Origin of the sequence: Halosolutus gelatinilyticus (assembly GCF_023028105.1) — an archaeon.
In the GTDB taxonomy this organism is placed as follows: Archaea; Halobacteriota; Halobacteria; order Halobacteriales; family Natrialbaceae; genus Halosolutus; species Halosolutus gelatinilyticus.
Window position 1 is genome coordinate 2,367,764 of record NZ_CP095491.1, and the last position, 13,949, is coordinate 2,381,712.

13 protein-coding genes are annotated in these 13,949 nt (G+C 65.5%); 5 read left to right on the plus strand and 8 right to left on the minus strand.

What is annotated here, in order from left to right; translation table 11 throughout:
* The first annotated feature begins 185 nt into the window (after positions 1-185).
* Entirely contained in the window at positions 186-1,661 is a 1,476-nt protein-coding gene (tgtA, locus tag MUH00_RS11680) for a tRNA guanosine(15) transglycosylase TgtA (protein ID WP_246998720.1), read from the plus strand.
* Between the two features lie 113 nt (positions 1,662-1,774).
* Positions 1,775-2,203, plus strand: a complete 429-nt coding sequence (locus MUH00_RS11685) for an ester cyclase (protein ID WP_246998722.1) — start codon at positions 1,775-1,777, stop codon at positions 2,201-2,203.
* Positions 2,204-2,278: 75 nt separating this feature from the next.
* Here the strand turns inward: MUH00_RS11685 and MUH00_RS23335 are convergent, their stop codons facing one another.
* Positions 2,279-2,452, minus strand: a complete 174-nt coding sequence (locus MUH00_RS23335; protein WP_486606284.1) for a DUF6199 family natural product biosynthesis protein — start codon at positions 2,450-2,452, stop codon at positions 2,279-2,281.
* On the opposite strand from MUH00_RS23335, the gene MUH00_RS11690 reads away from it, so the two are divergent.
* Positions 2,448-2,804: a TRAM domain-containing protein gene (locus MUH00_RS11690; protein WP_246998724.1), complete on the plus strand. Its 357-nt coding sequence runs from the start codon at positions 2,448-2,450 to the stop codon at positions 2,802-2,804. The two genes, MUH00_RS23335 and MUH00_RS11690, sit on opposite strands and share 5 nt — an antisense overlap.
* 302 nt (positions 2,805-3,106) lie before the next feature.
* A complete protein-coding gene (gene arcS / locus MUH00_RS11695; RefSeq protein WP_246998726.1) occupies positions 3,107-4,864 on the plus strand; it encodes an archaeosine synthase subunit alpha in 1,758 nt (585 codons plus the stop codon).
* A gap of 4 nt (positions 4,865-4,868) precedes the next feature.
* Here the strand turns inward: arcS and MUH00_RS11700 are convergent, their stop codons facing one another.
* On the minus strand, positions 4,869-5,048 hold the full coding sequence (locus MUH00_RS11700; protein ID WP_246998728.1) for a hypothetical protein: 180 nt from the start codon (positions 5,046-5,048) through the stop codon (positions 4,869-4,871).
* 205 nt (positions 5,049-5,253) lie between these two features.
* On the opposite strand from MUH00_RS11700, the gene MUH00_RS11705 reads away from it, so the two are divergent.
* Positions 5,254-5,847 (plus strand): HdeD family acid-resistance protein, encoded by a 594-nt coding sequence (locus MUH00_RS11705; protein WP_246998730.1) that lies wholly within the window; start codon positions 5,254-5,256, stop codon positions 5,845-5,847.
* A 111-nt stretch (positions 5,848-5,958) separates the two neighbouring features.
* Here MUH00_RS11705 and MUH00_RS11710 read toward each other — a convergent pair whose 3' ends face one another.
* From MUH00_RS11710 to MUH00_RS11735, 6 genes are all read right to left on the minus strand, one after another.
* Complete coding sequence (locus MUH00_RS11710) at positions 5,959-6,384, minus strand: CBS domain-containing protein (RefSeq protein ID WP_247003952.1); 426 nt, start codon at positions 6,382-6,384, stop codon at positions 5,959-5,961.
* Between the two features lie 266 nt (positions 6,385-6,650).
* A complete protein-coding gene (locus MUH00_RS11715; RefSeq protein WP_246998732.1) occupies positions 6,651-8,375 on the minus strand; it encodes a bacterio-opsin activator domain-containing protein in 1,725 nt (574 codons plus the stop codon).
* Positions 8,375-8,836 carry a response regulator gene (locus tag MUH00_RS11720; RefSeq protein ID WP_246998734.1) on the minus strand — a complete coding sequence of 154 codons (462 nt, stop codon included), beginning with the start codon at positions 8,834-8,836 and terminating at the stop codon, positions 8,375-8,377. The genes MUH00_RS11715 and MUH00_RS11720 overlap by 1 nt, the downstream gene beginning before the upstream one ends.
* A complete protein-coding gene (locus MUH00_RS11725; RefSeq protein ID WP_246998736.1) occupies positions 8,833-11,715 on the minus strand; it encodes a PAS domain S-box protein in 2,883 nt (960 codons plus the stop codon). The genes MUH00_RS11720 and MUH00_RS11725 overlap by 4 nt, the downstream gene beginning before the upstream one ends.
* A 285-nt stretch (positions 11,716-12,000) precedes the next feature.
* Complete coding sequence (locus tag MUH00_RS11730) at positions 12,001-13,020, minus strand: Cdc6/Cdc18 family protein (protein ID WP_246998737.1); 1,020 nt, start codon at positions 13,018-13,020, stop codon at positions 12,001-12,003.
* Positions 13,021-13,197: 177 nt separating this feature from the next.
* Positions 13,198-13,881 (minus strand): helix-turn-helix domain-containing protein, encoded by a 684-nt coding sequence (locus tag MUH00_RS11735; protein ID WP_246998739.1) that lies wholly within the window; start codon positions 13,879-13,881, stop codon positions 13,198-13,200.
* Between the last annotated feature and the right edge of the window lie 68 nt (positions 13,882-13,949).

Below are 13,949 nucleotides of genomic sequence, written 5' to 3' on the forward strand. Positions count from 1 at the left end.
AAAACGGGGCGACTGTTACGGGATTATCTCGACGAAACGGCGTGTTAGAACGCGTACAACCGTCGCTACGTCCCGGACCGCGGCTCCGACTCGGTCCCGGCGGTCTTCCCGAATCGAGGTCCCCAACGCGGCCGATCGATCGCAAACCTTCACTGACTTACGTCGGACCGCCCAACGGACGATCGATGCGCGAGTGCTTCGAACTCCGGGACACCGACGCGGGCGGCCGAATCGGCGAACTCACGGTGCCGCGTGCGGACGTCACCGTCGAGACGCCGGCTCTCCTGCCGGTGATCAATCCGAATTTAGATACGATCAGCCCCCGCCGACTCGCCGAGGAGTTCGGCGCCGAGATTCTCATCACGAACTCGTATATCATCCACGGAACCGACGACGTCCGGGAGCGCGCCCTCGAGGAGGGACTCCACGACCTCCTCGACTTCCCGGGTGCGATCATGACCGATTCGGGCTCGTTCCAGCTTTCCGAATACGGCGAGATCGACGTCACCACCGAGGAGATCCTCGACTTTCAGTACCGGATCGGCTCCGACATCGGGACGCCGGTCGACATCCCGACGCCGCCGGACGTCTCCCGCGAGCGGGCCGAGCGGGAACTCGAGCTCACAAAGGAACGCCTCGAGATCGCCGAGACGGTCGACACGGGCGATATGCTGGTCAACGCGCCTGTTCAGGGATCGATCTACCCGGACCTCCGGACAGAGGCCGGCCGACACGCTGACGCGACCGGTCTCGACGTCTTCCCCGTCGGAGCGGTCGTCCCGCTGATGAACGACTACCGCTACGACGATATGGTCGACGTCGTCACCGCCGCGAAACGCGGCCTCGGCGCCGACGCGCCGGTCCACCTCTTCGGCGCCGGCCACCCGATGATGTTCGCGCTCGCGGTCGCGATGGGCTGCGATCTGTTCGATTCCGCCGCCTACGCGCTGTACGCCCGCGACGATCGCTACCTCACCGTCCGCGGTACCCGCTACCTGGACGACCTCGACTACCTCCCCTGTTCGTGTCCGGTCTGTCTCGAACACACCCCCGACGAGCTTCGGGCACTGCCCGACAAGCCCCGGGAGAAGGAACTGGCCGCGCACAACCTCCACGTCACGTTCGCCGAGCTCCGCCGGATCAAGCAGGCCATCCGCGCGGGCAACCTCCTCGAACTCGTCGACGAGCGCGCCCGATCGCACCCCGCGATGCTCGACGGCTACCGCGCCATGCTCGATCACGCCGACCAGTTGGAGCACACCGACCCCGTTTCGAAGGGCTCGTTCTTCTACACCTCTCACGAGAGCGCCCGCCGGCCCGAAGTCCTGCGTCACCACCGGCGGCTCGATCGACTCGCCGTCCCCGACTCGCTGCTGCTCACGACGGGCCGGTCGGTCGACGACGCCGACTACGACGAGTCCTGGCGCGTCGAGCCCCCGTTCGGCCCGTTTCCGCGGGCGCTCTCGAAGAGCTACCCGCTCACCGCCGAAGTGCCGAGCCGGATCGATCGGGCGGCGATCGAGACCGCCGCCGCCGGCGTCGCGCGACTGGCCGAGGCGAACCCGGAGACGGAGTTCGCGCTCGCCCACGACGGCTGGCACAACGCGGCGCTCGAGCGGATTCCGGACGAGGTTGTGTCGATCGATCTGACCGCGGATTGAGGCGCGATAGCGCGCCGAGCGGTTCGCTTTCGCGACGGGATCGCGGTACGTCGATCGCGCAGCGGTGGCAAAGCGTTATCTCTGATGGTGGCATGCGTTGCCCTGGTGATTCGATGCCCGCACAATCCCCGCTGGAAACCGTCCGCCGAGACGTCGAAGAGATCTGGAACGGCGACGACCTGGACGCGATCGACGACCTCGTGAGCGACGACTTCGTCTACCGGAATCCGATGGTCGAAGAGGACGTTCGCGGCCCCGACGAGTACCGATGGCTCGTCGAGAACTTCCGTGGCGCCGTCCCCGACTTCGAGATGACCGTCGAGGAGATGATCGCCGACGGCGATACCGTCGCGACGCGATTTCGGACCACGGGAACGCACGAGAAGGAACTCCTCGGGGTCGAACCGACCGGGAACGAGATCGACGTCACCGGCATGATCTTCGATCACGTCGAAGACGGTCGGATCACCGAGCGGCGGGTCAACGACGACGCGTTCGGGTTCATGCGCCAGCTCGGCCTGATCGACCAGCAGCCGTTTTAATTTCGATCGGTTCGGCCCGCCGCCGATCCGGTTGCGGTTCCGGACGGATGCTCCGCAGTCCGCCGTCGAGACGAGCTAGCCAATGAGAGCAGCCAACAATCCGATCCCGCCGAAGAGCGCCATCCCGACGCCGCCGACGCGCGTGAGGGCCACCTTCCAGTCCGCCGGTTCCACTTCGGACCACGATCGCTTGCTCCCGATCGAACCCGGAACAGCGAAGAGGGACGGACCGCCCACTCCGTGTATGATCGCGGAAGCGTCGATCGTCCTCGGACTGCTCGTCACGGTGTTGTTCGCGTCGTGGCTGGTCGGGCGAGTTCGCGGCCCGTCCGGGGACCGGCGGGAGTCCCGGAAGCGACACGAAGCGGCAACGGAGCGCGAGCCGCCGGTCGACATCGGCGACGTCAGGACGGTCGCGATCGAGGAGTTCACCACCCACCACTCCGGCGAACGCCACGCCGTCTGCAAGGTGGAGGGGTTCGTCGTCTTCGTCGAGGATCTGCCCGACGGACTCGAAGAGACGGACGTGATCGGTGTCAAAGTCCTCTCGTTCAACCGCGGCCACACGTCCGCGAGCGCGAGGTTCCTCGAGCGGGCCTGAGCGACTCGGGTCGCCGCTCGCGACCGGTAGCGTCATCGTAACGTGACGGTGTCGATAGTACATACGTTCTACTCTCGATAAATTCGTCCATAGTGATACGACCGCCCGTGAACGCCGTTCGAAAACGGACGGCGATTTTCGCGTTACGCGACGCGGGGTTCCCGCGACCGACGCCGCCGGAGCGCTCGGATCGATCGTCGGGACGGTCTCGACGGGTTCCGAGACGCGGCGGCGCGCTCTGATCGCCGTCGAGAGGCAGTCGCTATCGACAGCCTCTTTCGCGCTCCCCGGTCATATCGGGTATGACCGAGTACTTCGAAGTACACGCACGCGACGGGGCCGCGCGCGTGGGCGAACTCCGCCTCGAGTCGTCGCGGGCGACGCCCGGGCTCGTCGACGGCGTCCTCGAGGACGCGGGGTCGCTCTGGAGCGCCGATCGCGAGGTCCCCGACGGCGACGAGTCGACGCTCACCGTGCTTCCCCACCGATCGTTTCCGGGGGGCACCGCCGCGGAAGTCCAGGAGTCGTTCGCCGTCGACTATCCCGATGTCGACTACCCGAGCGTCGCCGTCGTCTCGAGCGAGAGCGCCGACGACCACGGCACCGACGCCTACGTACTCTCGAACGTCCAGTCCGTGATGGGCCACGGCGCGGCGCTCGTCGAGGCCGTCGTGAACGTCCGCGAGGCGATTCCCGCCGACACAGCCCTGCTCTTTTCGGGCGTCGCGACGCCCCGCAACGTCGCCGTGCTCGCCTACGCCGGCGTCGACCTGTTCGACGAGACGGCGGCCGTCGTGAAGGGAACCGAGGGTCGGTACCTCACGACCGACGAGGCGTACTTCCTCGAAGACCTGGAGGAGCTCCCGTGTTCTTGTCCGGCGTGTCAGAAACCCCGCGAGGAGTTCACCCGCGAGGACTGCGCCGAGCACAACGTCAACGCGCTCCTAGCCGAGTTGGGGATCGTCCGCCGGCGAATTCGCGACGGCCGGCTCCGCGACTACGTCGAGGGACAGGCCCGCCACGACCAGTGGCTCACCGCCGCGATGCGGGAACTCGACTCGCAGTGGGGGTACCTCGAGGAACGAACGCCTATCCTCCGCGACGCCGAGATCAGCGCCGCGACCGAGGACGCGCTTCGACGGGTCGAGATCCAGCGCTACGCCGATCGCGTGACGACCCGGTACCGAAACCGGTTCCGGAACCCGCTCGTGCTCGTGCCGTGCTCGGCGGCGAAACCCTACAGCGAGTCCCAGAGTCACCGGCAGTTCCACGACGCCATCCAGTGGCGCGCCCACCTGGTCTCGATGACCAGCCCGATCGGCGTCGTTCCGCAGGAACTGGAGACGACCTACCCGGCCCAGCACTACGACACGGTGGTCACGGGCCGGTGGTCCGAGGACGAGAAGGAGTTCGTGAGCGAGGTCCTCCGGCGGTACCTAAAGCGTAACGAGTACCCGTCGATCGTCGCCCACGTGCCCGACGAGGGGTACCGCGACATCGTTTCCCGGGTCGCGGACGATCTCGACCTCGAGATCGAGTACACCGTCCCCGAGGGCGGCCACCCCACCGACGACGAGTCCCTGTCGAACCTCTCGGAGGCGCTGTCGGGCGAGTTGAAGTACAGCAAACGCGAGCGCGAGCACAACACCGTCCGCGCGATCGCGGACTACCTGCTCGGCGACGGCGCGGGCGACGACCTCTTCTCTGACATCCAGACGACGAGTCGGTACCCGAAGATTCAGGTTCGCGATCGCCAGGACACCCAACTCGCGACGATGGTGCCCCAGTACGGCACCCTCTCCTTTACGCTCGAGGGGGCGAACCACTGGGTCGACAGCGACGTCCCGGTCAAACGCGTCGAGATCGACGGTTTCGTCCCCCACGGCAGCGTCCTCGCGCCGGGAGTCGTCGACGCCGACGAGGAGATCCGCGTCGGCGACGAGGTCGTCGTCGAGGGCCCTAAGGCCTTCGGCGTCGGCCGCGCCGAGATGTTCGGCCGCGAGATGGCCGAAAGCACCCGCGGCATCGCCTGCGAGATCCGCCACGTCGAGGAGACGTAGCCGATCAACGACCCGGACACTCCTTGAGCAGGTGCTCGCGATAGACGGCTGCGGGGACGCGATCGCCGCAGAGATCGCACTCGAGTCGATCGGCGCTCTCGGTAGCACCGTGGGTATCGCTACCGCTGCCGGTATCGGCGTCGCCGCCGGTCTCGATGTCTCCATCGGCGCGATCGTCGCCCATAGGCGACACTACGCCGACGGTCGACGTAGGTTCCCCGGTTCGATTTTCGAGTAACGAACCGAACAGATCGACGATCGAAAATCGGAAGATATCGTTCACAGCGCGTCTCAATCCCGTTTTCGGACCGGTCCGGTATCGGGATAGACTGTCAAATCGGTAATCTGCTTTATATACTCTTGCGGCGTAGTTATGTCCGGTGAATCACATGAGTGATGCTACAGTAGACTCACAACCTGGATACTCCCTCAAGCGCGGATGGCGAACGCTCGCCCTCGCGGGCGGCGTCGTCGCCCTTATCGGTATCCTTGCGATCGCACTCCCGTTCGCCGCGGGCATCTCGGTAACGCTCGGACTCGGCGCGCTGCTCGTCGTGGCAGCGGTCGTCCACGCCGCCCACGCGGTCACCGCACGCGGTTGGAGGGGCTCGCTCTGGCAGCTCGTCCTCGCCGTCGTCTCGGTGATCGCCGGGATCTTCCTGCTCGTCAACCCGATCGTCGGCCTCGTGACCCTCACGATCCTGCTGGTCGCCTACTTGGTGGTCGACGGCATCGCGGAACTGTACATGGCGATGCGGATGGCCGACCAACCCGGACGCGGTTCCGTCGCGTTCAGCGGCGCGATCTCGCTCGTCCTGGCGGCTCTCCTCTGGACCGCGTTCCCCGCGGACACCCCCTGGGTCATCGGCCTGCTCGTGGGCATCAGCCTCTTCATGACCGGCCTCTCGATGGCGGTCGTGGCCTACGAGGGTCGGAAGATCGACGACGCGTCGGCAACCGTGAGCGAGCCCCGCGGCGCCTGATCCCACAACTATTTTGCGCGATTCAACCCGATCGAGACGCTCCCAGAGAGCCCTCTCGATCGGTGCTTTTTAAAAGAGCGAGCGGCCGTCGCCGATCGACCCCGTCCCGATTCAGGGGCTGTACTCCGGCGACTGCGCCTCGATTGTTTCCGAGACGTTGTCGAGTTCTTCGCCGATCGTCGCGACGAGGTCGTCGAGCGTCACGATCCCGGTCAGTTTGCCGTCGCCGTCGACGGTCGGGAACCGACGGACGTTGTGCTCGTCGATCATCCGCGAGATCTCGATCGGATCCTCGTCGTCGCGGATCGTCGCCGGGTTCTCCGCCATGATCTCCTCGGCAGTGACCGACGCGAGGTCGTCGTGGCTGTGGATCGCGAGCGCGGCGTCGCGGTCGGTCACGATCCCGACGGGTTCGTCGTTTTCTGTGATGACGATTGCGCCGACTTGTTCGTTCTCGAAGGACTCCGTCAGCGCCGGCAGTTCGGTGTCGCGGCTGGCCGTTACGACGTTCTTGGGACCGAGTTCTCCAACAGACATGGGCACGCGTATCTCCGTCGTGGAGCCGCTTCAAATCGGAGCTTTCGAATGACGACGATCACGTTCGGACTCCGAAGGGGTAGTTGTGTTCTGCGCAGACGGTAACACAGCGGACGCGATCGACGACGCCACGAAAGCCCCTTTCATCCCTACCTGTAGCAGTCGGACCAGCCGCTACGGGTGGGGATGAAAGGGGCTTTCGTGTCGTTCTCAATCGTGGAGCGGTCAGAGAATCACGCGACCGCAGCGAACGATGCCGATCGAACTTATTCCCCGAAAACGGAGTCGAAGAACTTCCGTTCGGCCGTCCGGAGGTGCTGGTTGAACGTCGCCGGGGAGATCCCGAGCCGCTCGGCGATCTCCTCGCCCGTGCTCTCGCGGGGCCAGTCGAAGTAGCCCGCGAAGTAGGCCGTCTCGATCGCCGCCCGCTGTTTCTCCGTGAGTTCCTTCTCGAGGACCGACGTCGTGCCCGAGCCGCCGGGATCGTTCCGCTCGGTCGTCCGCTGGGCGAGGTAGGTGATCTCGCTGTGTTGCTCCTTGATGAGTTCGATCATCTGCCGGGTGTCCCGACCCTGAGGGAGTTCGACGACGAACCGGAACTCGCCGTCGTCGATCGTCGCCGACCTGACGCGTCCGCCGTGGGTGGCGATCGTCTCGAACAGCGAGGCGGCGGCCGGAGCGACGAGTTCGAACTCGAAGGCGTTGCGGTGGGCCCCGAGCACCCGGACGTCGCTGATCCCGTTCGTCTCGTCGACCGTTTCGCGGAACATCTCTTCCGAAACGTCGTGGGCCGAGCCGTACGCCAGCAGCGTCTCGTCGCCGCGGATCAGCTGTTCGAACTCGATCCGACACGACTCCTGTGCCGAGAGGCGGACCAGTTCCTCGGCCATCTCCTCGATCCGGAACTCGAGTTCGATGACGGCGTCGCTCACTAATGCGTCACGCCGCTCGATCGCGGTGATCGCGTGGGCAATGATGTCGCCGATCCGCGAGAGGATCGTCGTCTCGGGCGCCGTAAATGCGCGCGCCGATGACGAGTAGATGTTCAACACGCCGTAGACGAGATCCTCGTGGACGATCGGAATCGCCGCGGAGGACCGGTAACCGCGTTCGTACGCCGGGTCGCTCCACGGATCGAACTCGGGGTCCGACCAGGTCTCGTTGGCGACCTGCACCTCGCGGGTCCGGATCGCCGTCCCCGACGGTCCCTGACCGGTCTCGTCGTCTTCATCGGTCGTGACCACGATCTCGTCCAGGTAGCCGTCCTCGACGCCGGCCGCCGCCTTCGGAACGACGCGGTCGTTTCCGGGGTTGACGCTTCCGACCCAGGCGAACCGGTAGGCGTCGGACTCGGTCAGCCGATCGCAGACTCGCTGTTCGAGTTCGGCCCGCGTCTCGGTCGTGATGACCGCGTGGGTGATGTCGTGGCCGATCCGGTTGAGGCGGTTCAGCGCCTCGAGCTGTTCGCGCTGGCGGAGTCGCTCGCGCTCCTGGCGGGCGCGCTCGATCGCGTGGTGGATCGTCCGAACCAGCAGTTCGCTCGTCACTTCGTCCTTGACGAGGAAGTCCTGTGCGCCCCGTTGGATCGCCTGCACGCCGATCTCCTGGTCGCGCAGGCCGGTCAGCACGACGATCGGCGTGTCGTCGTCCGCCTCGCAGACCGTCTCGAGCGTCTCGAGTCCGCTGCTGTCGGGCAGGTTCAGATCGAGCAGGACGACGTCGGTCGGCTCCGCGGCCAGCGTCTCCAGGCCGTCCTCGAGACGGGTTTCTCGGACGACGTCCGGCGTCTCGCTCGACGAGTCAACCAGGTTGACCCGCTGCGTGAGCTCCTCGGTGTCCCGGACCATCTCCTGGATGAGCCGCGCGTCGCCGGGATTGTCCTCGATCAGCAGGATCCGGAGCGCGCCGGCGCTGTCCGCGGGCCGGTCGCGTCGCCACTCGGCGCGCTCGCCGCGTTCATCGCTCTCCGATCGGGTGTCGGTTTCGCCCATCAGCGGTTCTCCTCCGGTGGAAGCCGCACGACCGAGAACCAGAACTTCTCGAAGGCGCGGACGGTCTCGATGAACTCGTCGGGATCGACAGGCTTCGTGAGGTAGGCGTTCGCGTGCAGTTCGTAGGATCTGACGACGTCTTCCTCGGCGCGCGAACTCGTCAGGACGATCACCGGGATCGACCGGAGTTCCGGATCGTCTTTGAGTTCCGCGAGGACCTCCTCGCCGTCCGTCCGGGGGAGGTTGAGATCGAGCAAGACGAGATCCGGCCGCGGCGCGTCGGCGTACTCGCCGCGCTGGTTGAGATACTCGAGTGCCTCCGTCCCGTCGGAGACGGTATAGAGGTCGTTCTCGATCCGGCCCTGCTTGAACGCTTCCTCGGTCAACCGGACGTCGCCCGGATTATCCTCGACGAGGAGTATCTGTGCTGGCTCCGCTTGAAACGTACCTGACTCACTCATTGGTTGCTGGCTCCCGTGTTGGGGTGTGGAAGGATGACGGAGAACGTCGATCCGTCACCCGGTTCGGAATCGACCTCGAGCGCCCCCTCGTGGCGCTCGACGATCCGCTGACAGAGCGCGAGGCCGATCCCCGTACCCGCGTACTCGTCGGCGCTGTGGAGGCGGTTGAACACCCGAAAGATGTCGTCCGTGTCGTCCGGGTCGATGCCGATGCCCTGATCACGAACCGAGACGATCCTCTCTGTAGCACTCTTCTCGGCCGACACTGATATACGTGGGGCTTCGTCGCCGGCGTAGGTGATCGCGTTATCCAACAGATTTTGGAACAGCTGTCGGAGCTGCCCCTCGTCGCCGAACACCCGCGGAAGCGCGTCCCAGTCGACGTCGACTTCGGCGCCGGTCTCCTCGATTCGCACTTCGAGATCGATCAGTACGTCCTCGACGATCGCCGCCGTCTCGACCGGCCGAAACGGATCGCCCTGCGTGTCGACCCGCGAGTACGCCAGCAACCCGTCGATCATCTCCTGCATCCGATCGGCGCCGTCGACGGCGAACGCGATGAACTCCTCGCCGTCTTCGTCGAGTTCGTCCGCGTACCGGCGCTCGACGAGCGTCAGGTAGCTCGCGACCATCCGTAACGGCTCCTGTAAATCGTGGCTGGCGGCGTAGGCGAACTGCTCTAACCGTCCGTTGGACTCCTCGAGGTCCGCGACGAGTCGTTCGAGTCGCCGCTGGGTCGCCCGTCGCTCGGTGATGTCCCGGCCGATCGCCGTCAGCACCGGATTCCCGCTCGGATCTTCGAGCGTCGACGCGACGAACTCGTAGGGGATCGACTCGCCGTCGCTCGTCAGCACCGTCGCTTCGACGCGCGTGGTGCCGGACTCGAAGGCCTCCTCGATCGCGCTCGCGATCGCGTCGCGATCCTCCGGGGCGAAGAACTCGAGCGCGTGCATCGACTCGATCTCGGCCTTCGAGTACCCCGAGACGTCGCTGGCGGTCTCGTTCCACCGCTGGAGGTCCCCGTTCGCGTCCAGGATGTAGAAGACGTCGTCGATCGCGTCGATGACGTCGTCGGTGTACTCCCCGTACCGCTCCAGGTCGTCCTGATACCGCTGGCGCTCGAGTTCGTAGCTGACCCACTGGGTGGCGAGTTCGACGAAGGACCGTTCGGCGGGCGTAAACGGCGTCGATCGCGGCGACTCGTCCACGAAACAGAGCGTTCCGTGCAGGTCGCCGTCGACGTCGACCCGGCCGCCGAGGTAGCACTCGATGTTCCACGCCTCGTAGGCCGCGTCGTCGATCCCGGACTCGATCGGGGAGTCCACGAAGCCGAGCACGCCCGGCGACTGGATCGTCACCTGACAGTACGTCTTCGACAGCTCGCTCTCGATTCCGGACTCGAACCCGTCGGTCGCGGCGCTCGCGTGCGTCACCTCGAACCGATCCGCGGACGCGTCGATCGTCGCCAGGAACCCGATGTCGACCCCGAGCCGATCGCGGCCGAGGTCGAGGAGTCGATCGACCTTCTCGTCGAACGATCGCTCCCGGTCCGCGGTGATCTCGTACAGCCGCTCGAGGGTTCGGTTGGTCGCTCGCAGCTCCCGTTCGGTCTCCTTTCGATCGGTGACGTCGCGGAAGTACACCGACAACCCCGTCTCCGAGGGGTAGGCGTTGACCTCGAACCACGTCTCGAGCGGCGCGAAGTACGCCTCGAACGACGTCGGCTCTTGGCAGTCCATCGCGCGGCGATACTCCCGCTCGAACGTCGAGTCGACCGTCGCCGGGAACACCTCCCAGAGAGTCTTGCCGACCAGCCCCGACCCGTCGGGATCGATCAGTTCCGCCGCGCGATCGTTGACGTAGGTGAACTCCCAGTTCGTATCGAGCCCGAAGAACGCGTCCGAGATCCGATCGAACGTCGCCTCGAGCTCGGCCGCGAGGCGGCGCCGCTCCGTGCGATACCGCCGCTCGGCGGTGACGTCCTCGAACTCGGAGACGACGCCGGTGAGGTCGTCGCTCTCGACGATCGGCATCGCGTTCTCGAGGATCCAGACCCGTTCTCCGTCGGGTCGACGGATACCCAACTCGGCGTCGAACACCGGCGCTCCGGTTTCCCTGACGCGGTTGAACGGCACCGCGTCCGCCGGAAGCGGATCGCCCTCGGAATCGACGAGGTCCCACTCGTCGTCGCCGTGGGACATCCGGGCCAGTTCCTCGCGGTCCCGCCCGGTGATCTCCTCGGCTCGTCCGTTCGCGACCGTCATCGTCCCGTCGTCGTCCGCGACGATGATCCCGATCGGACTCGCCTCGACGATTCGGTCCTTCAGGGCCGTCTCCTCGCGAAGCTCGCGCTTGGTTCGCTCATTATCGATCGTCGACGCGAGGACGTTCGCGACGCTCTCGACGAAGCGAACGTCGTGATCCGCGAACACTCGACGGTCCGCCGTGTGAACGCCGAGAACGCCCCACGGATCGTCGACCGACCCGACGACGACGCTGATCCCGCTCGTCACGCCGTGCTCGCACAGCAGTTCGGGGCCCGAAAATCGCTCCTCGTTCCGGAGATCGTCGACCACGATCGGCTCCGCCGCCAGCGCGCGTCCCGCCGGCAAGTTCCGATCGGCCGGCACGGTCGCCGAGCCGACGGCGCCGTCCCGCCAGCCGACCCCCTGTCTGAGACGCAGCGTCGTTCCGTCGGAACACAACTCGAGGACCGCGCAGTAGTCCGCTGCGAGCGCGTCGCGGACCGCGACGGCCGCGTCGGACAGCAGCCGATCGAGGTCGTCGCACTCGAGACCCTGCTGTCCGAGTTCGGCGACGACTTCCTGCTGGCGAACGCGCGACTCGAGCTGTCCTGCCGGAGGATCGGACGGAGCCATGGAACGGATTGCTACAAAAAAGCCCGCTAACAGGGATAAATGTAGTGCCCGAACGGTCGATTCCCGGCGACTATCCGCTCGAGGAGACGGTTCGGTCGCGACCGCGCGGGTCCGCCCCTCGGCACACGCGTCGAGCCGGTCCGCCGACCGTCCGGTACTCGCGGGAAGCCGGCTCGACCGGCCGTACGGCCGGTCTCGTCGACATCTCGGTCGAGCGACTGGATCTCCGCATCGGAACCCGGACCGAAACACGGGCGGTCGACCCGCGGCTCGAAACCGGACCGCTCAGTCGCGATCGGACTCGTCGTCGACGAGCCGGTACGTTCGTCCCCGGCGTTGGCCGACGGCCTCGATCAGGTCGTAGTGGACCATCTTCGTCAGGTAGTTTCGCAGCGTGCGATTGGTCTTCGGGTCGTCGACCCGTCGTTCGTACTCCGCGTAGAGGTCGCCGGGCTCGATCTCGTCCGCCTCGGCGATCACGTCGTAGAGGATCCGCTGGTGCTCGATCAACCCCTCGACCGTCTTGCGGCGGATGGCCGTCCGCGCGTCCGGGATGGCCGCCCCCACGGCCTCGTCCGTGATCGACGCCGCACCCGAGCGCTCCGCGCGGCGGGCCGCCGATCGGAGGATGCCGATCCCCACGCGGGCGTCCCCGGAGGCCGCGTCGGCGATCGTTCGCAGCTGGCCCTCGGAGATCGCGTCCGGTTGGAGCCCCTGAGTCGCCCGCTCGGCGAGGATCGCGACGAGTTCATCCGTGCCGTAGCGGTCGAACTGCACCCGGGTGCCGGCCCGCAAGCGCGATCGGACCCGATCGTCGAAGCTCGCGAACAACTCCTCCTCGCGGTTGGCGATCAGCACGAGCGAGACGTGGGGAAGCCGGTGGAGATCGTAGAGGGCGGCGGTCTCCTCCAACTGGTCGACCTCGTCTAAGATGGCGACGATCGGTCGATCGTCCGTCTCCGCCAGTCGCCCGAACAGTTCGTCCTTCGGGCTCGATCGGTGGATGTCAACCGTCCGGCCCACCGCCTCCAGCACGCTATAGAGCACCCGGAACCGGGTGTACTCCTGCCAGCAGTTGACGTAGGCGACCTCGACCGACGGTTCCTGCTCGCGCAACTGGGCGAGCGTGTAGCGCGCGATGCAGGTCTTGCCGACGCCGGTCGGGCCGAACAGAAACGACGGTTCCGGTCGCCGATCGTACAGCAGCGGCTCTAGGGTCTCCGAGAGGAGGTTCACCTCGTCGTGGCGGTGCACCACCTCGCTGGGCACGAAATCCTCGCGCAGGACGCGGCCGTCGACGATCACACCTTCCTCTTTCGCACGAACCCTCTTAAGCCACGGCGGGTTGCTTCCGAAACTTCCGAAAGTCAACCCAAGTCAGAAGTCAGCGAGGTGGATTCGTCGTGCATAGCTCCCGCGGAAGTTATGCTGCCAGGATTAATTTCGGAATTTGTCGATCATGATAACTACCTCTATCCAAATTCAGATAACCACGGATTGGATGATCTTTGCTTCTGCCCGCTGAAGATGGTCTCCGATCGTCCGTTGTGACAATCCGAGTTCGGTCGCCAAGTCGCGCTGTGTTGTACGCCGTGGGACGTCGTAGTATCCCGCTGCGATCGCTGCACGCACGATCTCTTTTTGCCGGTCGGTGAGTTGCGCCACTGGGTCATCCAACTGTGGTTGATACTCTCCTGCCCGCTCGAGTCTCAGGTCCATCTCATCAGGGATACTCGCAATTAGTTGCTGGAGGGCCGCGTCCTCACCGAAGAGCGTGACTTGCACCCCGTCAGCAGTCTCTCTCACCGGCCAGTCGATGCTGATCGCTTCGGTATCGATCACTTCGGAAATGGCTCTTTCAACCTCGTCAGGCTCGTAGTGCAGATACGCCAGCCACGTCTCACCACCCGTCACGGTGCACGAGATGATCTCCGGAACTTCGTCTTCCAGCTCAGCGAGCCGATCAGCATCACCTCGAAATTGCACGATCGCAACGGCGGTCCCATCATCGAGAAGATTGCCGTAGTGTATCGCTTCTTGGGTCGCGACGAGCGTATCATCGATCCATATCTCTCTCGGATCGTCGGCGGTTTCCAGCATCTGTTGGTCGCTGCTCGATCGAAGGTATTCCTCGGTTGGGGCGATGACGACGGTTATGTATCTCATTATAGTCGAGGTTCACGTACTCTATCGCATTATTCGTTCTCGCTCGAATCGTCTCTCTGGATGAAGTG

Bases quoted from the DNA above. Each gene is read 5' to 3' on its own strand.
- tgtA (WP_246998720.1), top strand. From the start codon at position 186: ATGCGCGAGTGCTTCGAACTCCGGGACACCGACGCGGGCGGCCGAATC.
- MUH00_RS11685 (WP_246998722.1), top strand. From the start codon at position 1,775: ATGCCCGCACAATCCCCGCTGGAAACCGTCCGCCGAGACGTCGAAGAG.
- MUH00_RS11690 (WP_246998724.1), top strand. From the start codon at position 2,448: ATGATCGCGGAAGCGTCGATCGTCCTCGGACTGCTCGTCACGGTGTTG.
- arcS (WP_246998726.1), top strand. From the start codon at position 3,107: ATGACCGAGTACTTCGAAGTACACGCACGCGACGGGGCCGCGCGCGTG.
- MUH00_RS11700 (WP_246998728.1), bottom strand. From the start codon at position 5,048: ATGGGCGACGATCGCGCCGATGGAGACATCGAGACCGGCGGCGACGCC.
- MUH00_RS11705 (WP_246998730.1), top strand. From the start codon at position 5,254: ATGAGTGATGCTACAGTAGACTCACAACCTGGATACTCCCTCAAGCGC.
- MUH00_RS11710 (WP_247003952.1), bottom strand. From the start codon at position 6,384: ATGTCTGTTGGAGAACTCGGTCCCAAGAACGTCGTAACGGCCAGCCGC.
- MUH00_RS11715 (WP_246998732.1), bottom strand. From the start codon at position 8,375: ATGGGCGAAACCGACACCCGATCGGAGAGCGATGAACGCGGCGAGCGC.
- MUH00_RS11720 (WP_246998734.1), bottom strand. From the start codon at position 8,836: ATGAGTGAGTCAGGTACGTTTCAAGCGGAGCCAGCACAGATACTCCTC.
- MUH00_RS11725 (WP_246998736.1), bottom strand. From the start codon at position 11,715: ATGGCTCCGTCCGATCCTCCGGCAGGACAGCTCGAGTCGCGCGTTCGC.
- MUH00_RS11735 (WP_246998739.1), bottom strand. From the start codon at position 13,881: ATGAGATACATAACCGTCGTCATCGCCCCAACCGAGGAATACCTTCGA.